Here is a 20,137-nt window from a genome sequence, read left to right on the forward strand (position 1 = left end):
GAATTACTGTCCCAACTTCAGGCGAGCGGTTTCGCCACTGGTGAACGGGGCAACGTCGACGGCCTGGCCGTTGTAGCTGACCTTGGCGCCACGGGCAAAGCCCAGACGTACCGCAAACGGCGGCTTGCCAGTCAGCTCGAGGTTGTCCCCCTTGCGCTTGATGCCGCTGAACAGCACCTTGCCGTTGCCATCGGAAACCTGGGTCCAGCAATCGGCGACGAACTCAATCGCGACCTTGCCGCTGCCTGCTGGCACGGCGGCGGGCTCGGCGGCGGCTGCACTGGTTGCAGGGGCGGCTGCCGCCGGCGCGCTGGCAACAGGGGTAGCGTTGGCCGGCGCCGGCTGCGGCGTCGCAGTGCCCGTTACCGGAGCAGAGCCGGCTGCAGGCGTGTCGGTAGCCGCTGCCTGCCCGGTACTTGCAGCCTGCTGCTCGTCGGTACCCTGGGCCAACGGCAGGGGGGCGCTCTCAGGTTGCTGGGCGGCAGAGACGGCCTGGTCTTCGGGTTCGTCAAGCGGGTGAATCTGGGTGGTGCCGTCGGCGCTTTCGACCTCGACGTGCTCAAGGGCGATGCTGGAGAGGTCTTTGCCGCGCAGACTGCCCTGGTCCTGCCACCAGACGAAACCGCCACCCACGACCGCCAGCAGCAGCAACAGGCTGACCCCGCGCAGAATATTGTGGGACAACCGGGAAGGCTCTTCGATACGCCCCAGCGAATGTACGTCGCTGCCCTTGGCGTGGGTGCCGGTGTAGCGATCGAAGGCTTCGACCAGGGCAGCCTGGTCCAGCTCCATCAACTTGGCGTAGGCGCGGATGTAGCCACGGGCGAAGGTATGCCCGGGCAGCTTGTCGAAGGCGCCGGTTTCCACATGGTTGAGCGAGCTGACAGTAAGATTGAGCTTGCGGGCCACCTCGGCTTGGGACCAGTCCCGTTTCTCACGGGCCAGGCGCAACAGCTCACCAGGGTTCTGGCCAGGCGCTACAGCTACTTCGGGATGCGCGGCGTTCATCGTTGCTCCGACAGGTATTGCTGATATTCCGGCGTACCGGGATAAAGTCGTTGTAATTGCTGCCCCAACTCGGCCACCGTCCCTTGCTCGTCGAACACCTTGGCAAGGCGGCTACCCAGCAGCAGGCTCCGGGCATCGTGGCCACTCAACCGGCTGAAACGATCGTAGTAATCCCGGGCCGGCACATAATGCCTGTTTTCGTAGGACAACTCAGCCATTTCCAGCAACGCTTGTGGCTGTCGCTGGTTAAGCTGCAATGCTTTTTGCAAATGGGCGTGCGCCTGATCGCGCTGGCCGAGCCTCAAGGCTGTCAGGCCAAGGTTTTCATAAACCCGTGATCGCTCAGGATACAGGGTATCGGCGCTGGCAAGGCGAAACATCTGCTGCGCTTCGGCAAACCGCCCTTGAGCATAAAGGAAACTGCCGTAATTGTTGCGAATTCGCGTGGTGCTGGCACCCGCCCCAAGCGCTTGCTTGAAATGGCGCTCGGCCAATACAGGCTCGCCTTCGGCCTGGTAGACCAATGCCAAGGCGGCATGGGCGTCGGCATCGTCGCCATCCAGCGCCAGCGCCTTTGACAAGGGCGTCTTGGCCTGGCCCAGCATCCCCTGTTGCAGGTAGCCCAGCCCCAGCTGCACATACGCCCGCCCGGCCTCGACCCTGCGCTGCTCAGCCACCTGCGCATCGCTGCCTGCGCCTGACATGCAGCCGGCGAGCAGCGAAAGCGCAATGATCGGCAGCGCAGCGCGCACGTTCATAGGCCAGTTCCGGTCAGTGGGCGGCCGGGCTGTCCGGGCGCTCGGCGTCTGCCGACAGCTGCCGGACGGCGATGTAACGTTCGCTGCGCCGGGTGCGGTCATTGACCTGCCCCACCAGCTGGCCGCAAGCCGCATCGATGTCATCACCACGGGTGGTGCGCGTCGTCACGTTGTAGCCACCGTGGTGCAGCAGGTCTTGGAAACGACGAATGGCGTTGTTGCTGGGGCGCTCGTAGCCGGAGTGCGGGAACGGATTGAATGGAATCAGGTTGATCTTGCACGGCACGTCGCGCAGCAGCTCGATCATCTGCGCCGCATGCTCGGGCTGGTCGTTGACGTCCTTGAGCAGGGTGTACTCGATGGTGAGCACCCGCTTGCCGCCCAGGGTCGCCATGTAGCCCATGCATGCGTCGAGCAGCATCTTGAGCGGGTACTTCTTGTTGATCGGTACCAGTTTGTTGCGCAACTCGTCATTGGGTGCATGCAATGACAAAGCCAGCGACACATCGATGTGCTTGGCCAACTCGTCGATCATCGGCACGACGCCCGAGGTGGACAGGGTGACGCGACGCTTGGAGATGCCATAGCCCAGATCTTCCATCATGATCTTCATGGCGGCGATGACATTGTCGAAATTGAGCAGGGGTTCGCCCATGCCCATCATGACCACGTTGGTGATGGCGCGGTCGATTTTGGCAGGCACGGTCCCGAAGGATTTGTTCGCAAGCCACACCTGGCCGATCACTTCGGCGGCGGTGAGGTTGCTGTTGAAGCCTTGTTTGCCGGTGGAGCAGAAGCTGCAGTCCAGGGCACAACCGGCTTGCGACGACACGCACAGGGTGCCGCGATCGTCGGTGGGAATATAGACGGTTTCGACGCAGCTGCCGGAGGCAACGCGGATCACCCACTTGCGGGTGCCGTCTGCGGAAATGTCTTCGCTGACCACTTCCGGTGGGCGAATTTCGGCAACGGCCTCGAGCTTTTCACGCAAGACCTTGCCGACGTTCGTCATGGCGGCGAAATCATCGACGCCAAAGTGGTGAATCCATTTCATCACCTGACCGGCGCGGAAGCGCTTCTCTCCGATGGAATCGAAGAATTGTTCCATTTCCTGCAGGGTCAGACCCAGCAGGTTGATTTTGTCAGTCGATGTCGTCATGGATTCACCCTCACCCGTAAGCTTTCGCTTAGCGAGTGGTTACCTCGGTAGCAGCGAAGAAGTAAGCGATTTCGCGAGCAGCAGCAGCTTCGGAGTCCGAACCGTGAACGGCGTTGGCGTCGATGGACTCGGCGAAGTCGGCGCGGATGGTGCCGGCAGCGGCTTCTTTAGGGTTGGTAGCGCCCATCAGCTCACGGTTCTTGGCAATGGCGTTCTCGCCTTCCAGGACCTGAACGACAACCGGACCGGAAGTCATGAAGGCAACCAGATCACCGAAGAAGCCGCGCTCGCTGTGCTCGGCGTAGAAGCCTTCGGCCTCGGCCTTGGACAGTTGCTTGATTTTCGAGGCAACGATTTTCAGGCCGGCTTCTTCGAAGCGAGTGGTGATCTTGCCGATGACGTTCTTGGCAACAGCGTCAGGCTTGATGATGGAGAAAGTACGTTGAACAGCCATGGAAAACTCCAGAATATGAGTGTTACGAAAAATTAAACCCGCGAATTATACGCGGGTTCCAGGGGATTGCCTAACCTGCGGTGCGTGTTCAGTCGGCTTCGTCGATCCAGGCCGCCTGGATGGCCTCGAGCACCTTCTCGCCGGCGCGCGAAGGATCGTCACTGAAGCCAGGCAATGCCACCACCCAGCGGTGCAGATCGACGAAATTCACATACCGAGGATCGACGTCCGGCTTGCTTTCTGCAAGCTCGATGGCGATATCAAGTACATCAATCCATTTCAGACTCATGTCCAGGACCTCAGTGCGGCGCTTCGGCAGCGTGGTTGAGCGAATACTTAGGGATCTCGATGGTGAGGTCCTGATCGGCCACCACCACCTGGCAACCCAGACGCGACTGCGCTTCCAGGCCCCACGCCTTGTCCAGCATGTCTTCTTCGAGCTCGTCGGCTTCCTCAAGGGAATCGAAGCCCTTGCGCACGATGCAGTGGCACGTGGTGCAGGCCTTCACACCGCCGCAGGCGCTCTCCATCTCGATGTGATGATCGTGGGCCAGCTCCAGGATATTGGTGCCGGCAGGCACCTCCACGGTCAGCCCCTCCGGGCAGAACTTCTCATGCGGCAGGAATGTCACCAGCGGCATCGATTACTCCTCGATCTCATTCAGGTTGCGCCCGGCCAGTGCGGCTTTGACCGTCGAATCAAGGCGTCGGGCGGCAAATGCGTCGGTCACATGCGACAGACGCTTGGTCTGTTGCTCGATGGCAGCGCCATCGGTGCCCGCCAGCAAATCACGTAGTTCTTGCATCTGGAATTCAATGGCCTGGCGCTCTTCTTCACTGAGCAAGCGCTGACCGTCGGCGTCCAGGGCGCCCTGTACCGCTTCGAGCAGCCGTTCGGCGTCCACTTGGTGCTCACGCAACTGACGGGCCTGCTTGTCGGTACCAGCATGCTCGAAGGAGTCCTTGAGCATGCGCGCGATTTCGCCATCGGTCAGGCCGTAGGACGGCTTGACCTGAATGCTGGCTTCCACGCCTGATGCGAGTTCCCGGGCGGCGACGCTGAGCAGCCCGTCGGCATCGACCTGGAAGGTGACGCGAATTTTCGCTGCCCCTGCCACCATGGCCGGAATGCCGCGCAGTTCGAAGCGCGCCAGTGACCGGCAGTCGCTGATCAGTTCGCGCTCGCCCTGCAGCACATGGATCATCATGGCCGACTGGCCGTCTTTATAAGTCGTGAACTCCTGGGCGCGCGCCACCGGGATGGTGGTATTGCGCGGGATCACTTTCTCCATGAGCCCGCCCATGGTCTCCAGGCCCAGTGACAGCGGGATCACATCAAGCAGCAACAGCTCGCCGCCTTCGCGACGGTTGCCGGCCAGGGTATCGGCCTGAATGGCGGCGCCGATGGCCACGACCTGATCGGGGTCGATGGAAGTCAGCGGGCTACGACCGAACAGGGTACCGACGGCATCGCGAACACGGGGCACGCGCGTGGAACCGCCGACCATGACCACGGCACTGACTTCATCGAGCTCGACGCCACTGTCACGTACGGCACGGCGGCAGGCCTTGAGGCTGCGGGCCACCAGCGGCTCGATCATCGCATCGAAACCGGCACGGGTGAGCTCACCCTGCCAGGCACCATGCGTGACGCCCACCACCTCGGCATCGGTCAACGCTTCCTTGGCGGCGCAAGCCGTCTGTAACAGCGCGCGCTGGGTAGCCGGGTCGAGGTCGGAGGACAAGCCAGCCTGCTCGATGATCCAGCCTGCAATGGCGTGATCGAAGTCATCGCCACCCAGGGCGGTATCGCCGCCGGTGGCCAGCACTTCGAACACGCCCGCTGTCAGGCGCAGGATGGAAATGTCGAAGGTACCGCCACCCAGGTCGTAGATGGCGACTACGCCCTCGGCGTTCTGGTCAAGGCCATAGGCCACGGCGGCGGCCGTAGGCTCGTTGAGCAGACGCAGGACGTTCAGGCCAGCCAGGCGTGCAGCATCTTTTGTGGCCTGGCGCTGGGCGTCATCGAAATAGGCCGGAACGGTGATCACCGCACCGACCAGTTCACCGCCCAATGTCGCCTCGGCGCGCTCACGCAGCACCTTGAGGATGTCCGCCGAGACCTGCACCGGGCTCTTGGGCCCTTGCACCGTATCGATGAAAGGCATGTGCGATTCGCCACCGACGAAGCGGTAGGGCAATTGCTGGCCCAACTGCTTGACGTCGGCCAGGCCGCGACCCATCAGGCGCTTGACCGACAGCACGGTGTTCAGCGGATCGCTGGAGGCAGCGTCACGCGCTGCCTGCCCGACTTCGCTGCCGCCAGCTTCGAGGTAACGCACCGCCGAAGGCAGAATCACATTACCTTGCGCATCGGGCAGGGGCTCGCTCACGCCGCTGCGCAATGCAGCGACCAGGGAATTGGTGGTGCCCAGGTCGATCCCTACCGCCAGGCGGCGCTCATGGGGCTGGGGCGTTTGACCGGGTTCGGCAATCTGCAATAGGGCCATGCTTATCTGAATACCTTAGGTGCCATCACGGGTAGCACCGGGTTAATCGTCGAGGCGCTCTTCCAGTTGGCGCACTTCTTGGGCGAGCTTGTCGAGGAATTGCATTCGGCGCATCAGGCGTTCGGCCTGATCACGCGCATCGGCAACATCCCAGCAGGCGGCGAAATCCTCGTTGAGCGTGTCTTGAGCAGCCTTCAGGCGCTTCTTGAACACGGCCACGCCATCGAGGTCGGCTTCGTCCTGGAGGTCTTCGAGCTCCTCACGCCACTGCATCTGCTGCAGGAGGAAATCCGGGTCATGGACCGTGACCTCCTGCGGCACTTCGTGGCCACCGATCGCCAACAGGTAGCGCGCACGGCGTGGTGCACTGCGCAGCGTCTGGTAGGCGTCGTTGAGGGCAGCGGATTTCTCCAGCGCAGAGCGTTGCTCGCGCTCGGAGGCATCGGCAAAACGATCAGGATGGACTTCGCGGGCCAGCTCGCGATAGCGAGTGGCCAGCATCTCAAGGTCCAGTCGAAAACTCGGCTGCAGGTCGAACAGTGCAAAATGACAAGGAGTACCCACGGTCGGCCTCAGACGTTGAAGCTTTCGCCGCAGCCACACTCACCGCGCACGTTGGGGTTGTTGAACTTGAACCCTTCGTTCAACCCTTCCTTGACGAAGTCCAGCTCGGTGCCGTCAAGATAAACCAGGCTCTTGGGATCGATGATCACCTTGACACCATGGTTCTCGAACACCTGGTCCTCGCCCGCCAGCTCGTCGACGAACTCCAGCACGTAGGCCAGGCCCGAGCAACCGGTGGTGCGTACGCCAAGGCGAATGCCTTCACCCTTGCCCCGCCCTTCCAGGGAACGCCGCACATGATTGGCGGCGGCTTCTGTCATGCTGATAGCCATGAGAACTCCTTACCTTGCAACAGGCGACGTTAGATCAAGCCTTTCTTCTGCTTGTAATCGCGAACAGCGGCCTTGATGGCATCTTCGGCGAGTACCGAGCAGTGGATCTTGACCGGCGGCAATGCCAGTTCTTCGGCCAGCTGGGTGTTCTTGATGGTCTCGGCTTCGTCCAGGGTCTTGCCCTTCATCCACTCGGTGGCCAGGGAGCTGGACGCGATGGCCGAACCGCAGCCGTAGGTCTTGAACTTGGCGTCTTCGATCACGCCCTGCTCGTTGACCTTGATCTGCAGGCGCATCACATCGCCACAGGCCGGTGCGCCGACCATGCCGGTACCGACATCCGGGTCCTCGGCATTCATCTTGCCGACGTTGCGCGGGTTTTCGTAGTGGTCGATGACCTTTTCACTGTATGCCATGGTGCAATTCCTTCCTCATCAGGGAGCCGCTCTTGCCGGCGACTGCTTAGTGGGCGGCCCACTCGATCTTGGAGATGTCGACGCCGTCTTTGTACATGTCCCAAAGTGGGGACAGTTCACGCAGCTTGTTCACGGCCTCGCAGACTTTCTGCGCGGCGTAATCAACCTCTTCCTCGGTGGTGAAGCGGCCGAAGGAGAAGCGGATGGAGCTGTGCGCCAGCTCGTCGTTACGGCCCAGTGCACGCAGCACGTAGGACGGCTCGAGCGAGGCGGAGGTGCAAGCCGAACCGGACGAGACGGCGATGTCCTTGAGCGACATCAGCAGCGATTCGCCCTCGACGTAGTTGAAGCTCAGGTTCAGGTTGTGCGGCACGCGAGCAGTCAGGCTACCGTTGACGTACAGTTCTTCGAGGCTGGATACCTGCTTGAAGAAGCGGTCGCTCAAGGCTTTGATGCGTGCGTTTTCAGCCGCCATGTCCTGCTTGGCAATGGCGAATGCTTCGCCCATGCCGACAATCTGGTGCGTCGGCAGCGTACCCGAACGCATGCCGCGTTCGTGACCACCGCCGTGCATGGCTGCCTCGAGGCGTACCCGCGGCTTGCGGCTGACATACAGCGCGCCGATCCCTTTGGGGCCATAAACCTTGTGCGCGGAGAACGACATCAGATCGACCTTGAGCTGCTGCAGATCGATTTCGACCTTGCCGGCAGACTGGGCGGCATCGACGTGGAACAGCACGCCGCGCGAACGGGTCAGTTCACCGATGGCGGCAATGTCGTTGATCGAGCCGACTTCGTTGTTCACGTGCATCAGCGAGACCAGGATGGTGTCGTCACGCAGGACCGCCTCGACCATGGCCGGGGTGACGATGCCGTCTTCGCCCGGTTCCAGGTAGGTGACTTCGAACCCCTCACGCTCCAGCTGGCGAGCGGTATCGAGGACCGCCTTGTGCTCGATCTTGGAGGTGATGATGTGCTTGCCCTTGGTCTGATAGAAGTGCGCAACACCCTTCAGGGCCAGGTTGTCGGACTCGGTGGCACCGCTGGTCCAGACGATTTCGCGCGGGTCGGCATTGATCAGCTCGGCGACCTGACGGCGACCGTTCTCGACCGCTTCTTCGGCTTTCCAGCCAAAGACGTGGGAGCGCGAAGCCGGGTTACCGAAGTTACCGTCAGCCGTCAGGCATTCGGCCATCTTCTGGGCTACGCGTGGGTCGACCGGGGTGGTCGCGGAGTAATCGAGGTAGATCGGCAACTTCATTTTTCTCTCCTATCAGGCGGTGGCGTCGCTCGTCGTCCCGAAGGATCAATCGACGGCGGACGTCTCAATCTTGTCCAGCGGGGCAGACAGACCAGCGACGCGGCGCAGGTCCTGACGCTGAGCGACTTCCTGCACCTCACGGCGCATGACGAGGTCGGCCAGACTGATGCCACTGAGGAACTCGTGAATCTGCTGACTGAGGTCGCACCACAAGTGGTGGGTCAGGCAGGTATCACCGGCATGGCAGTCCCCAAGCCCCTGGCAACGGGTCGCATCGACCGATTCGTTGACCGCATCGATGACCTGGGCGACCTGGATGGTCTCCATGCCGCGCGACAGCTGATAACCGCCACCGGGGCCGCGAACGCTGGAAACCAGGCTGCTGCGGCGCAGCTTGGCGAACAGCTGTTCCAGATAAGAAAGGGATATGCCCTGGCGCTCGGAGATGTCGGCCAAAGACACCGGCCCATGCTGCGCGTGCAACGCCAGGTCGAGCATGGCAGTCACGGCGTATCGGCCTTTGGTAGTCAGTCGCATGGCTATTGGGTACCACGGGAGTTACGGGATGTGTGCAAGTATGCGATTCCCGAGCATTTAAGTCAACTATTAGACCTAGTGCCTTAGTCGGGTTTGCATGAGGGGAGGCGGCCGCGATTGTAGCAGACACGGGGGCGATAGCACATGCCCCCATGCCAGAACCCGCGCCTGACGCGGCGGGATCAATGCGGCTGGATGTCGCGCTTGGCCAACTGCGCCTGTTTGGTGAAGTCATCTTCAGGCAGCGCAGGCAGCTCCTTGGCGCAATAGTCACTGCCCATCCGCGTCAACGCCCCGCACATGCCTTCCAGGCGCTCATCAACGGCCTGCAGATGGTCAAGCATCTGGCCAATGGCGCGGGCGACCGGGTCGGGCATGTCGCCACTGACCCCATAGGCATCAAAACCGATCTTCTCGGCCATGGCCTTGCGCCGCGCCTCGACATCGCCCTGCTCGTCCTTGACGATGATGCGCCCGGGGATGCCAACAGCCGTGGCGCCGGCTGGCACCGCCTTGGTCACCACCGCATTGGAACCGATCTTGGCCCCGGCCCCTACGGTAAACGGCCCCAGCACCTTCGCACCCGCACCGACCACTACGCCGTCCTCCAGCGTTGGGTGACGCTTGCCTTTATTCCAGCTGGTACCGCCCAGGGTTACGCCTTGGTAGAGCGTCACGTCGTCACCAATCTCGGCGGTTTCGCCAATGACGATGCCCATGCCATGGTCGATGAAGAACCGCCGCCCTATCGTGGCGCCCGGGTGAATCTCGATACCGGTCAGCCAGCGACCGAAGTTGGACACCAGCCGCGCCAGCCACTTGAAGTCTCGCCGCCACAGGGCATTACCCAACCGGTGCAGCCATATGGCATGCATCCCGGGGTAGCAGGTCAGCACTTCGAACGCGTTGCGCGCCGCTGGATCACGGTGGAACACACTTTGAATATCTTCACGCAGACGTTCCAGCATCTGTCAGTCCTTCCGTTTATGCGGCTCACCCCGGACCACCTTCTGGGTCTCGGTAAGAATGCCGCGCAAAATGCTCATTTCCGTACGCTCCACTGCCACCCGACCGTAAAGCCTGCGAAGACGCGGCATCAGGTGCTTGGGCTTTTCGGGATCAAGGAAACCAATGTCGACCAGGGTTTTTTCCAGATGGTCGTAGAACAGCTCCATCTCGTCCATCGTGGCCAAGGCGTCGGCGTCAGCCTTCTCAACCTGGGCAGGCGAGCGGTCGTTCGCCAGGCTGGCCATGCGCACTTCATAGGCCAGTACCTGAACAGCCGCAGCCAGGTTCAGCGAACTGAAGTCGGGATTGGAGGGGATGTGTACGTGGAAGTGACATCGCTGCAACTCTTCATTGGTCAGCCCGGCATGCTCGCGCCCGAACACCAAGGCGATCTGCTCGCCCCCGTCGGCATGCTGCACGGCCTTGTCGCCGCATTCACGTGGGCCGATAAGAGGCCATGGAATGCTGCGCTCACGGGCACTGGTGCCCATCACCAGATTGCAGCCGATCAATGCCTGCTCCAAGCTGTCGACGACGATGGCGTTACCCAGCACATCGTCCGCGCCCGAGGCGCGCGCGCTGGCCTCGTCGGCAGGAAACTGCTTTGGCTGCACCAGCACCAGACGCGACAGGCCCATGTTCTTCATGGCGCGAGCAGCGCCGCCGATGTTGCCGGGGTGGCTGGTGTTGACCAGAACGACACGAATATTCTGCAGCAAGGTCTCGTGCTCACAGTGGCGGAAATCAGGGCCTGGAATCTTACAGAACCGACAGGCGTAACGCCACGCACGCGAATGCGCCCTTCTGCCGCCACAATTTTCTGTTAGAATGTTCGGCTTTCTTCTTTAACATCTCCAGGTGACCCGCCCATGCAGCCTATGCTGAATATCGCCCTGCGCGCCGCTCGCAGCGCCAGTGAACTGATCTTCCGCTCCATCGAACGCCTGGATAGCATCAAGGTCGATGAGAAAGAGGCCAAGGACTACGTTTCCGAAGTCGATCGCGCTGCCGAGCAGAGCATCGTCAATGCCCTGCGCAAGGCCTACCCGAACCACTCCATCCTGGGCGAAGAAACTGGCCTGCACGCCGGCTCCGGCGAAGAAGGCAAGGATTACCTGTGGGTCATCGACCCGCTGGACGGCACCACCAACTTCCTGCGTGGCATTCCTCACTTCGCCGTCAGCATTGCCTGTAAATACCGTGGTCGCCTGGAGCACGCCGTGATCGTCGACCCGGTTCGCCAGGAAGAGTTTACTGCCAGCCGTGGCCGTGGCGCTCAACTGAACGGCCGCCGCCTGCGCGTCAGCTCGCGCACCAGCCTGGACGGCGCCCTGCTGGGCACTGGCTTCCCCTTCCGCGATAACCAGATGGCCGACCTGGACAATTACCTGGGCATGTTCCGCAGCCTGGTAGGCCAGACCGCCGGCATCCGCCGCGCTGGCGCGGCGAGCCTGGACCTGGCCTATGTGGCCGCAGGTCGTTTCGATGCATTCTGGGAGTCGGGCCTGTCCGAATGGGACATGGCCGCAGGCGTGCTGCTGATTCAGGAAGCAGGCGGCTTGGTGAGCGACTTCAATGGCGGCCATGACTTCCTCGACAAAGGCCACATCGTCGCCGGCAACATCAAGTGCTTCAAGGCGGTACTGACCGCCATCCAACCGCACCTGCCTGAAAGCATGAAGCGTTGAGCATTTGATTGCAGGAAAACAAAAGCACCCCTCGGGGTGCTTTTTTCATGCCTGCCAGCCCTGCATCACCGGCGTCGGCACAGGGCCAACGCCGGCAGCAGCATCACTGACCGGCGTCGCTGAGAATCAGCTTGCCGTTCTTGTCCACTGGGATGGTAGAGCCTGGCTCACGGTTCATCTTCACCTGGCCGACCTGATCGCCAATGGTGTACTTGACGTTGTAGCCCACCACTTTTTCACTGATGTCGTTGACCGTGTTGCAGCGGGTCTGGGTCGTGGTATAGGTGTCACGCTGCTGCATGCCCTCCTGCACCTTGTTGCCAGCATACCCACCACCCACCGCACCGGCCACGGTCGCGATCTTCTTGCCGGTGCCGCCGCCGATCTGGTTGCCCAACAGGCCACCGGCCAGCGCGCCGACCACAGTGCCGGCGATCTGATGCTGATCCTTGACTGGCGCCTGGCGAGTGACGGTTACGTCCTTGCACACTTCGCGCGGGGTCTTGATCTGCTGCTTGATCGGCTGCACGTCGGTGACCTGAGCATATTCAGGTCCTTTGTTCACCAAGCTGTAGGTCGCCACAGCACCTCCGGCAGTGACACCGACAGCACCTAGCACCGCACCCACCAGCATTGATTTATTCACGTGAACCTCCTGATCGTACATACGGGACTTGGCCCGCTTTCTCCTTGCCTTGGAGCAAAAAAAAGGGCGCGAGTTCAACACTCGCGCCCTCTCGTCCGCCAAGCGGAGCGTCAGTCGGTCACGGACGGTCGTCCACGCCCTCGGTCTTTGCCGGCGGAATCAGGTCTTCGCTGTTCAGGTTCAGCCAGATCAGCACCACGTTGGCGATGTAGATCGACGAGTAGGTACCGGCCATCACGCCGATGAACAGGGCCAGCGAGAAGCCGAACAGGTTGTCACCGCCGAAGAACAGCAAGGCGGCAATAGCCAGCAAGGTAGACACCGAAGTCGCCACGGTACGCAGCAACGTCTGGGTGGTGGAGACGTTGATGTTTTCGATCAAGGACGCCTTGCGCATGACCCGGAAGTTCTCACGCACCCGGTCGAACACGACGATGGTGTCATTGAGCGAGTAGCCGATGATGGCCAGCACCGCCGCCAGCACCGTCAGGTCGAAGGTGATCTGGAAGAACGACAAGATGCCCAGTGTCACGATCACGTCGTGGATCAGCGAGATGATGGCGCCTACTGCGAATTTCCACTGGAAGCGGAACGCCAGGTAGATAAGGATGCCACCCAGCGCCAGGAGCATGCCCATGCCGCCCTGGTCACGCAGCTCTTCACCCACCTGCGGGCCGACGAACTCGACACGCTTGACGGTGGCTGGGTTGTCACCGCCGGCCTTCTGCAAGGCTGCGGCGACCTTGTTGCCCAGCTGTGGGTCATCACCCGGCATGCGCACCAGCAGGTCGGTGGTGGCACCGAAGCTCTGCACCACTGCCTCGTGGAAACCCGAGTCGACCAACTCGGCCCGTACCGCCTTGAGATCGGCCGGGCGCTCGTAGGTCAGCTCGATCAGCGTGCCGCCAGTGAAGTCCAGGCCAAAGTTCAGGCCCTTTTGCCACCAGCTGAACAAGGCCAGCACGGTGAGCAGTACGGTGACGCCGAAGGCGACATTGCGTACACCCATGAAATTGATGGTTTTCATCGCAGCTCCCTCAAACCCACAGCTTCTTGATGTCACGCCCGCCACAGGTCAGGTTGACCAGGGCACGGGTGACCATCACAGCAGTGAACATCGACGTGAAAATCCCGAGGGACATGGTGACCGCAAAGCCTTTGACCGGCCCGGTGCCCATGGCAAACAGGATGCCGCCCACGAGCAAGGTAGTCAGGTTGGCATCGACGATGGCCGAATAGGCGCGGTTGAAGCCTTCATGAATAGCGCGCTGAACAGACATGCCTGCAGCCAGCTCTTCACGGATTCGAGAGAAGATAAGCACGTTGGCATCCACCGCCATGCCCATGGTGAGCACGATACCCGCGATGCCTGGCAATGTCAGCGTAGCGCCCAGCAAGGACATCAACGCCAGCAGCAACACCATGTTGCCGGCGAGGGCGATAGTGGCCAGCACACCGAAGGCCCGGTAGATCGCAATGATGAACAGCGAGACGAACAGCATACCCCACAGCGAGGCGTCGATGCCCTTGGTGATGTTGTCGGCACCCAGGCTTGGGCCGATGGTACGTTCTTCAGCGAAGTACATCGGTGCAGCCAGGCCGCCGGCACGCAGGAGCAGGGCCAGTTCAGACGATTCGCCCTGGCCGTTCAGCCCGGTGATACGGAACTGGCTACCCAGCGGCGACTGGATGGTCGCCAGGCTGATGATCTTCTTCTCTTCCTGGAAGCTCTGGACCGCAACGTCCTTCTCGACGCCATCGACCGTCTGCTTCACGTAGCGGGTGACAGGCTTCTGCTCGATGAAGATCACCGCCATGCTGCGACCAACGTTGCTGCGCGTCGCGCGGCTCATCAGTTCGCCGCCATGCCCGTCCAGACGAATGTTCACCTGCGGGCGGCCATGCTCGTCGAAGCTGGCCTGGGCGTCGGTCACTTGGTCACCGGTGATGATCAGGCCACGCTCGACGGGCGCCGAACGCCCCCCTTCACGGAACTCGAACACTTCGGTGGTGGCTTTGGACGCGCCCGGCTCGGCACCGAAACGGAACTCCAGGTTGGCCGTCTTGCCCAGAATACGCTTGGCTTCGGCAGTGTCCTGCACACCCGGCAGCTCGACCACGATGCGGTTGGCGCCCTGGCGCTGCACCAGCGGCTCGGCGACACCCAGCTCGTTGACACGGTTACGCACGGTGGTGAGGTTCTGCTTGATCGAGTATTCGCGAATCTCGGCCACTTTCGCCTGAGACAGCGCCAGACGCAGCACGGCGAGGTCATTGCGCTCGGTGGTGGTCAGGTCGAAATCGTTGAAATTCTTGCGGATCAGGGCACGTGCCTGTTCGCGCGTAGCGTTGTCAGCAAAGCCGAGCATGATGCCACCGTCCTGCTGCGGCAGGCTGCGGTAGCGGACCCGCTCCTTGCGCAGCAAGGTCTTGACCTCGCCTTCGTAGACTTTCATGCGGGCGCTCATGGCCTTGTCCATGTCCACTTCCAGCAAGAAGTGCACGCCACCGGACAGGTCCAGGCCCAGCTTCATGGGGCTGGCACCCAGGTTGCGCAACCACTGCGGGGTGGTTTGTGCCAGGTTCAGCGCCACGACATAGTCATCGCCCAGCGCCTTGCGCACCACATCCTTGGCGGGCAGCTGGTCTTCCTGATTGGTCAGACGAATCAGGCCACTGCCCTTCTCACCCAGGCTCACGCCTTTGACTGCGATGTTTGCATCGACCAGCGCCTTGCTGACGCGATCGAGATCGGCCTGGTTGACCTGCAGCGCCGAGCTGGCACCGCTGATCTGCACGGCCGGGTCATCCGGGTAGAGGTTGGGAGCGGAATAAATGAAACCGATCGCCAGTACCAGCAGGATCAGTGCGTATTTCCACAGAGGGTATTTGTTCAGCATCACGCCGCCCGTTCAAGACGCGGGGCGCGTTGCGCGCCCCGACTGGAAAAATGAAACCGGTAACTCAGATAGCCTTGAGCGTACCTTTTGGCAGGGTCGCGGCAATGGCGCCCTTCTGGAACTTCAGCTCGACAGTGTCGGACACTTCCAGCACCACGAAATCATCGGCCACTTTGACGATCTTGCCGGCAATGCCACCGTTGGTGACAACTTCGTCACCTTTCTGCAAGTTGCCCAGCAGGTTCTTCTGCTCTTTGGCACGTTTGGCCTGTGGACGCCAGATCATCAGGTAGAAGATGACCAGGAAACCGACCAGGAAAATCCACTCGAAGCCAGTACCGGCAGGGCCGGCGGCGGGGGCTGCAGCGTCCGCGTATGCGGCGGGGATCAAGAAGCTCATGGGTGCACTCCTAATGCGAATATTTTAATAATGGATGCAGACAGTCAGTCCAAGGGCGGTACAACAAGCCCGCGCTTGGCGTAGAAGGCGTCGACGAAGGCGGCCAATTTACCTTGTTGAATAGCCTCGCGTAAACCGGCCATCAAACGCTGGTAATGGCGCAAGTTATGGATGGTATTCAACATGCTGCTGAGCATTTCGCCACACTTGTCCAGGTGATGCAGATAGGCGCGGGAGAAGTTGCTGCAGGTGTAGCAGTCACAGGTCGGATCCAGTGGCGATTCATCATGGCGATGGAACGCGTTGCGGATCTTGATCACCCCGGTGTCGACGAACAGGTGGCCGTTGCGCGCGTTGCGCGTAGGCATCACGCAGTCGAACATATCGACGCCGCGGCGCACACCCTCAACGAGATCCTCCGGTTTGCCTACCCCCATAAGGTAACGAGGTTTGTCAGCCGGCATCTGCTCGGGCAAGTAGTCCAGCACCTTGATCATCTCGTGCTTGGGCTCACCCACCGACAGGCCGCCGATGGCCAGGCCGTCGAAGCCGATGTTCTCAAGCCCTTCCAGCGAGCGCATGCGCAGGTCCTGGTACATGCCGCCCTGAACGATGCCGAACAGCGCGGCGGTGTTGTCGGCATGGGCGTTCTTCGAGCGCTGGGCCCAGCGCAGCGACAGCTCCATGGACGTACGGGCGATGTCGTGCTCGGCAGGGTACGGGGTGCACTCATCGAAGATCATCACCACGTCCGAACCCAGATCACGTTGCACCTGCATGGATTCTTCCGGGCCCATGAACACCTTGGAGCCGTCCACGGGAGAGGCGAAGGTCACGCCTTCTTCCTTGATTTTGCGCATGGCGCCCAGGCTGAAGACCTGGAAGCCACCGGAATCGGTGAGAATCGGGCCTTTCCACTGCATGAAGTCGTGCAGCCCGTTGTGCTTCTTGATCACCTCGGTACCTGGGCGCAGCCACAGGTGGAAGGTGTTGCCCAGGATCATCTCGGCACCAATGGCCTCGATGTCACGGGGCAACATGCCCTTGACCGTGCCATAGGTGCCCACCGGCATGAACGCCGGGGTTTCGACCGTGCCACGGGGGAAGGTGATGCGGCCACGACGGGCCTTGCCGTCGGTGGCCAGCAGTTCGAAGGACATTCGGCAGGTGCGACTCATGCTTGCTCCTCGGGCCCGCGAGGCGCCGGATTGCGGGTGATGAACATGGCATCACCGTAACTGAAGAAGCGGTACCCCTGCTCGACCGCCGCCGCGTAGGCAGCCATGGTCTCGGGGTAACCGGCGAAGGCCGAGACCAGCATCAGCAGCGTGGACTCAGGCAGATGGAAGTTGGTAACCAGCGCATCGACCACGTGGAATGGGCGGCCGGGGTAGATGAAGATATCGGTGTCACCGCTGAAGGGCTTGAGCTGGCCATCGCGGGCGGCGCTTTCGAGCGAGCGCACACTGGTGGTGCCCACGGCGATCACGCGCCCGCCGCGGGCACGGCAGGCCTCGATGGCGTCGACCACATCCTGGCTCACTTCGAGCCACTCTTTATGCATGTGGTGATCTTCAATCTTGTCGACCCGCACCGGCTGGAAGGTACCGGCGCCCACGTGCAGGGTGACGAACGCGCGCTCCACCCCTTTGGCGGCGATCTGCTCGAGCAGCGCCTCGTCGAAATGCAGGCCTGCGGTAGGCGCGGCGACAGCGCCTGCCTTCTCGGCGTAGACCGTCTGGTAGCGCTCCCGGTCCGCACCTTCGTCAGGGCGATCGATGTAGGGCGGCAGCGGCATGTGGCCGACGCGGTCGAGCAGCGGCAATACCTCTTCGGTGAAACGCAGCTCGAACAAGGTGTCGTGGCGCGCAACCATTTCAGCTTCACCGCCACCGTCCACCAAAATGACCGCCCCTACCTTGGGCGCCTTGCTCGCCCGCACATGGGCCAGCACACGGTGGCTGTCGAGCACACGCTCGACCAACACTTCGAGCTTGCCGCCGGAGGCTTTCTGACCGAACAGCCGCGCCGGAATGACCCGGGTGTTGTTGAACACCATCAGGTCACCCGGGCGCAGATAGCCCAGCAGGTCGGGGAATTGCCGGTGCTCGCGTGCACCGCTTGGCCCGTCGAGCACCAGCAGGCGGCTGCCATGGCGCTCGGCCAACGGATGGCGGGCGATCAGGGAATCGGGAAGTTCGAAGGAGAAATCGGCAACGCGCATGATGATGTTCGGTTCGGCAGGGCCGGGAAGTTTAGCCCAACGAATGAAAATTGACCATGAAAGACGATTGACCGACCGACGGCACCTCTCTATACTGCGCGCCACGCCCTGATGGCGGAATTGGTAGACGCGGCGGATTCAAAATCCGTTTTCGAAAGGAGTGGGAGTTCGAGTCTCCCTCGGGGCACCAAATCCGGAAAAGCCGACCTTAAATGGTCGGCTTTTTTTTTGCGCCGAAAAAACCATTCAGTGCAGCACATTTGCTTGGCGCCAGCCCATTGATTTGCTGGTGACTGACCATGCAGCAATGCTATTGGCCAGTGGCCATACCCGCCGCCTACCCTCACTTCGTCGGATAAAAGCCGAACGTATTGCCTAGATGATGGCATTTAGCCATAGTGCGGCTCCTCTCAATCCCCTCCCCCCTCGTGTGACCAATGAAAACAACCGCGCCCTGTATGGCGGCAATGATGCTGCTAAGTGGGTGCAATGGAGTGCCAACGTCCTACGTTTCAGACCCGGTCTACAGTCAAGCTTTCGTGGTGACGTCCGGGGCACCGCTGCCCATGCTGCTGATGGCAAGCGCCATCCAGTGGAACGCAGATTATGCCGTCACCGCCAAACACACGCCTTTCCTGCGCAACGTGGTCCACGAAGGACTAGGCGATGTGGTGTTCTTCAAGCACAAAGCCAGCGAAATACCGCACTGGCGACAATATATGCCTGGAGAAACGGTCACGGCAGTGGGCTACAACAGCTTGATGATGCCCGTACAAGGCAAGGGCCACGCGCTCTCGTCACTGGTCCGGCTCGATGGCACCCCTGGCAGCGTGTTCTATTCGGTGCACGACGGGCCGATCACCAAAGGGATGTCTGGCGGCCCGGTATTCGCCGATGACGGTAGCGTGGTAGGGATCAACATCGCCATCATCCCTACCAGCGGCATCGATGCCATCAGACGACCGGACCTGGTGGGCAAGGACCGGGTCAGTGTGTTCATGTCCTTCAGCGAGATCGACAAGGAATGGCGGCGCTACCAGTACATGCTGGCGCGCAAGTCCAAACCCGCGGCCCCAACATCGATCAAGGGCTTCGTGGCCGTTGCAGCAAAACCCTGATCAGGCGGGCTCAGAAGCCTGGGGCGCCAGGACGATGCAATTTCGGCCGGCGCGCTTGGCGGCATACAACGCCATATCGGCGGCGTGCAGCCAGGCCTGGGCATCGGTAATGCCTGCATGATAAGGGGCGATGCCGATACTCAGGCTCAGGGTAAGGTGCGGCAGCGCCGGGTCGCGGAACGCCTCCACGGCCAGGCGCAGCCGCTCCAGCACATCCCTTGCTTGCCCTGGCGTCGTATCGGGCAGCATCACGCAGAATTCGTCTCCTCCGTAGCGGGCCGCAGGGTCGTGCTTGCGCAGATGGAAGGAGAGCGTGGCACTGATCACCCGCAGGATGTTGTCACCCACCTGGTGGCCATGACGATCATTGACCTGTTTGAAGTGGTCCACGTCGATCAGGGCAAGGCAACTGCTCCCGGCGTTAGCTCGGCAACGCGCGAATTCGCGCAGCAGCAGTTCCTGCCACGCCCCATGGTTGCTCAGGCCCGTAAGGCTGTCGGTCTGGCTCATGCGGGCCAGTGCACGTTTATGCTGGCCCAATTGGACAGTCACCTGATAGCAGATCATGCCAATGGCCATGGGGTAGATCAGCAGGATCGGCAGACACGCCAGCATCTGCACCTGCGTGGTGGCCGGAAAAAGCGGCGGCGCGAACAGCCACAGGCCCAAGGCGATGCCGATGCCCTGGGCAATCACCGTTCTGATCAACAGGGGCCAGCCACCTGCCGCGATCTTGTCCATGGCAATCATCGACAGGATGATCACGCTGGGCAAAGGATTGAGCCCCATGGCACCCGCCCAGCAACCCCCGGCGAATCCATCGACCACCAAGTTACGCTGCTCGGTCTTGTAGGGCTGGGCAGAAACCCGGGCTATCTGAAACGCAAGGTGCGGCCAGACAAAACCGTGTGCCAGTAACAGCGCCCACACCCACCACTCTGGCTGCAATGGCGCAATGCCGATCAATACACAAAAAAAGCCGAGGCCGGTTCCGATGGCGCGTGGTGCATACATGCGTTTGGCGAAGGAAAGGCCCGTGCCGGTGCGCTCGATCATGGCGGGATACCGAGAAAATAAGGCGGAAGGTGCAGGGTACAGCTGCGGAGCATGTGCATGCTGAGGCAAGGCATTGTGCCACCATCCAAATCGTGCCG

Annotated in this window: 23 protein-coding genes and 1 tRNA gene; 3 read left to right on the top strand and 21 right to left on the bottom strand. The window is 61.5% G+C overall.

Annotation, left to right across the window (positions count from 1 at the left end; genetic code table 11):
- Window positions 1-3: 3 nt before the first annotated feature.
- The 14 genes from PFU01S_RS10600 to trmJ all read right to left on the bottom strand — a co-directional run bounded on the left by PFU01S_RS10600 (window position 4) and on the right by trmJ (window position 10,726).
- Window positions 4-1,008: a RodZ domain-containing protein gene (locus tag PFU01S_RS10600; protein WP_028687032.1), complete on the bottom strand. Its 1,005-nt coding sequence runs from the start codon at window positions 1,006-1,008 to the stop codon at window positions 4-6.
- Window positions 1,005-1,766, bottom strand: a complete 762-nt coding sequence (pilW, locus tag PFU01S_RS10605) for a type IV pilus biogenesis/stability protein PilW (protein ID WP_027913691.1) — start codon at window positions 1,764-1,766, stop codon at window positions 1,005-1,007. The genes PFU01S_RS10600 and pilW overlap by 4 nt, the downstream gene beginning before the upstream one ends.
- A gap of 13 nt (window positions 1,767-1,779) precedes the next feature.
- Window positions 1,780-2,925 (bottom strand): dual-specificity RNA methyltransferase RlmN, encoded by a 1,146-nt coding sequence (gene rlmN, locus PFU01S_RS10610; protein WP_027913690.1) that lies wholly within the window; start codon window positions 2,923-2,925, stop codon window positions 1,780-1,782.
- A 28-nt stretch (window positions 2,926-2,953) separates the two neighbouring features.
- Window positions 2,954-3,379, bottom strand: a complete 426-nt coding sequence (ndk, locus tag PFU01S_RS10615; RefSeq protein WP_023533373.1) for a nucleoside-diphosphate kinase — start codon at window positions 3,377-3,379, stop codon at window positions 2,954-2,956.
- A gap of 88 nt (window positions 3,380-3,467) precedes the next feature.
- Window positions 3,468-3,668, bottom strand: a complete 201-nt coding sequence (iscX, locus tag PFU01S_RS10620; RefSeq protein WP_023533289.1) for a Fe-S cluster assembly protein IscX — start codon at window positions 3,666-3,668, stop codon at window positions 3,468-3,470.
- A 10-nt stretch (window positions 3,669-3,678) separates the two neighbouring features.
- Complete coding sequence (fdx, locus tag PFU01S_RS10625) at window positions 3,679-4,020, bottom strand: ISC system 2Fe-2S type ferredoxin (protein ID WP_027913689.1); 342 nt, start codon at window positions 4,018-4,020, stop codon at window positions 3,679-3,681.
- A 3-nt stretch (window positions 4,021-4,023) separates the two neighbouring features.
- Window positions 4,024-5,889 carry a Fe-S protein assembly chaperone HscA gene (gene hscA, locus PFU01S_RS10630; RefSeq protein WP_027913688.1) on the bottom strand — a complete coding sequence of 622 codons (1,866 nt, stop codon included), beginning with the start codon at window positions 5,887-5,889 and terminating at the stop codon, window positions 4,024-4,026.
- Between the two features lie 42 nt (window positions 5,890-5,931).
- Complete coding sequence (gene hscB, locus PFU01S_RS10635) at window positions 5,932-6,453, bottom strand: co-chaperone HscB (protein WP_028687031.1); 522 nt, start codon at window positions 6,451-6,453, stop codon at window positions 5,932-5,934.
- An 8-nt stretch (window positions 6,454-6,461) separates the two neighbouring features.
- The gene (gene iscA, locus PFU01S_RS10640) at window positions 6,462-6,785 is read right to left on the bottom strand and encodes an iron-sulfur cluster assembly protein IscA (protein ID WP_023533425.1); all 324 of its coding nucleotides are present in this window, start codon (window positions 6,783-6,785) and stop codon (window positions 6,462-6,464) included.
- 29 nt (window positions 6,786-6,814) lie between these two features.
- The gene (gene iscU, locus PFU01S_RS10645) at window positions 6,815-7,201 is read right to left on the bottom strand and encodes a Fe-S cluster assembly scaffold IscU (protein ID WP_003248539.1); all 387 of its coding nucleotides are present in this window, start codon (window positions 7,199-7,201) and stop codon (window positions 6,815-6,817) included.
- 46 nt (window positions 7,202-7,247) lie between these two features.
- Complete coding sequence (locus tag PFU01S_RS10650; protein WP_027913686.1) at window positions 7,248-8,462, bottom strand: IscS subfamily cysteine desulfurase; 1,215 nt, start codon at window positions 8,460-8,462, stop codon at window positions 7,248-7,250.
- 45 nt (window positions 8,463-8,507) lie between these two features.
- Window positions 8,508-8,999, bottom strand: a complete 492-nt coding sequence (gene iscR / locus PFU01S_RS10655) for a Fe-S cluster assembly transcriptional regulator IscR (protein WP_023533322.1) — start codon at window positions 8,997-8,999, stop codon at window positions 8,508-8,510.
- A 182-nt stretch (window positions 9,000-9,181) separates the two neighbouring features.
- Window positions 9,182-9,967 (bottom strand): serine O-acetyltransferase, encoded by a 786-nt coding sequence (gene cysE / locus PFU01S_RS10660; RefSeq protein WP_028687030.1) that lies wholly within the window; start codon window positions 9,965-9,967, stop codon window positions 9,182-9,184.
- Between the two features lie 3 nt (window positions 9,968-9,970).
- Window positions 9,971-10,726, bottom strand: a complete 756-nt coding sequence (gene trmJ, locus PFU01S_RS10665; RefSeq protein WP_028687029.1) for a tRNA (cytosine(32)/uridine(32)-2'-O)-methyltransferase TrmJ — start codon at window positions 10,724-10,726, stop codon at window positions 9,971-9,973.
- A 150-nt stretch (window positions 10,727-10,876) separates the two neighbouring features.
- Here trmJ and suhB point away from each other — a divergent pair, with 150 nt between their 5' ends.
- Window positions 10,877-11,695: a type III secretion system regulator SuhB gene (gene suhB, locus PFU01S_RS10670; protein ID WP_023533392.1), complete on the top strand. Its 819-nt coding sequence runs from the start codon at window positions 10,877-10,879 to the stop codon at window positions 11,693-11,695.
- Between the two features lie 103 nt (window positions 11,696-11,798).
- On the opposite strand, the gene PFU01S_RS10675 is transcribed toward suhB, so the two are convergent.
- The 6 genes from PFU01S_RS10675 to queA all read right to left on the bottom strand — a co-directional run bounded on the left by PFU01S_RS10675 (window position 11,799) and on the right by queA (window position 17,865).
- Entirely contained in the window at window positions 11,799-12,341 is a 543-nt protein-coding gene (locus tag PFU01S_RS10675; RefSeq protein WP_028687028.1) for a glycine zipper 2TM domain-containing protein, read from the bottom strand.
- 118 nt (window positions 12,342-12,459) lie between these two features.
- Window positions 12,460-13,368, bottom strand: coding sequence for a protein translocase subunit SecF (gene secF, locus PFU01S_RS10680; protein ID WP_027913682.1), 909 nt, complete (start codon window positions 13,366-13,368; stop codon window positions 12,460-12,462).
- A gap of 10 nt (window positions 13,369-13,378) precedes the next feature.
- The gene (gene secD / locus PFU01S_RS10685; RefSeq protein ID WP_028687027.1) at window positions 13,379-15,241 is read right to left on the bottom strand and encodes a protein translocase subunit SecD; all 1,863 of its coding nucleotides are present in this window, start codon (window positions 15,239-15,241) and stop codon (window positions 13,379-13,381) included.
- A 64-nt stretch (window positions 15,242-15,305) separates the two neighbouring features.
- Window positions 15,306-15,641 (bottom strand): preprotein translocase subunit YajC, encoded by a 336-nt coding sequence (gene yajC / locus PFU01S_RS10690; RefSeq protein ID WP_023533309.1) that lies wholly within the window; start codon window positions 15,639-15,641, stop codon window positions 15,306-15,308.
- 44 nt (window positions 15,642-15,685) lie between these two features.
- Window positions 15,686-16,801, bottom strand: a complete 1,116-nt coding sequence (gene tgt, locus PFU01S_RS10695) for a tRNA guanosine(34) transglycosylase Tgt (RefSeq protein WP_161780411.1) — start codon at window positions 16,799-16,801, stop codon at window positions 15,686-15,688.
- 14 nt (window positions 16,802-16,815) lie between these two features.
- Window positions 16,816-17,865, bottom strand: coding sequence for a tRNA preQ1(34) S-adenosylmethionine ribosyltransferase-isomerase QueA (gene queA, locus PFU01S_RS10700; protein WP_027913679.1), 1,050 nt, complete (start codon window positions 17,863-17,865; stop codon window positions 16,816-16,818).
- A 105-nt stretch (window positions 17,866-17,970) separates the two neighbouring features.
- On the opposite strand from queA, the gene PFU01S_RS10705 reads away from it, so the two are divergent.
- Together PFU01S_RS10705 and PFU01S_RS10710 are read left to right on the top strand one after the other, a co-directional pair.
- Window positions 17,971-18,055 (top strand) — tRNA-Leu (locus tag PFU01S_RS10705).
- A 280-nt stretch (window positions 18,056-18,335) separates the two neighbouring features.
- A complete protein-coding gene (locus tag PFU01S_RS10710) occupies window positions 18,336-18,983 on the top strand; it encodes a trypsin-like peptidase domain-containing protein (protein ID WP_027913665.1) in 648 nt (215 codons plus the stop codon).
- On the opposite strand, the gene PFU01S_RS10715 is transcribed toward PFU01S_RS10710, so the two are convergent.
- The gene (locus PFU01S_RS10715) at window positions 18,984-20,039 is read right to left on the bottom strand and encodes a diguanylate cyclase (RefSeq protein ID WP_027913664.1); all 1,056 of its coding nucleotides are present in this window, start codon (window positions 20,037-20,039) and stop codon (window positions 18,984-18,986) included.
- Between the last annotated feature and the right edge of the window lie 98 nt (window positions 20,040-20,137).

The sequence above is a fragment of the Pseudomonas fulva NBRC 16637 = DSM 17717 genome (assembly GCF_000730565.1).
Classification (GTDB): Bacteria; Pseudomonadota; Gammaproteobacteria; order Pseudomonadales; family Pseudomonadaceae; genus Aquipseudomonas; species Aquipseudomonas fulva.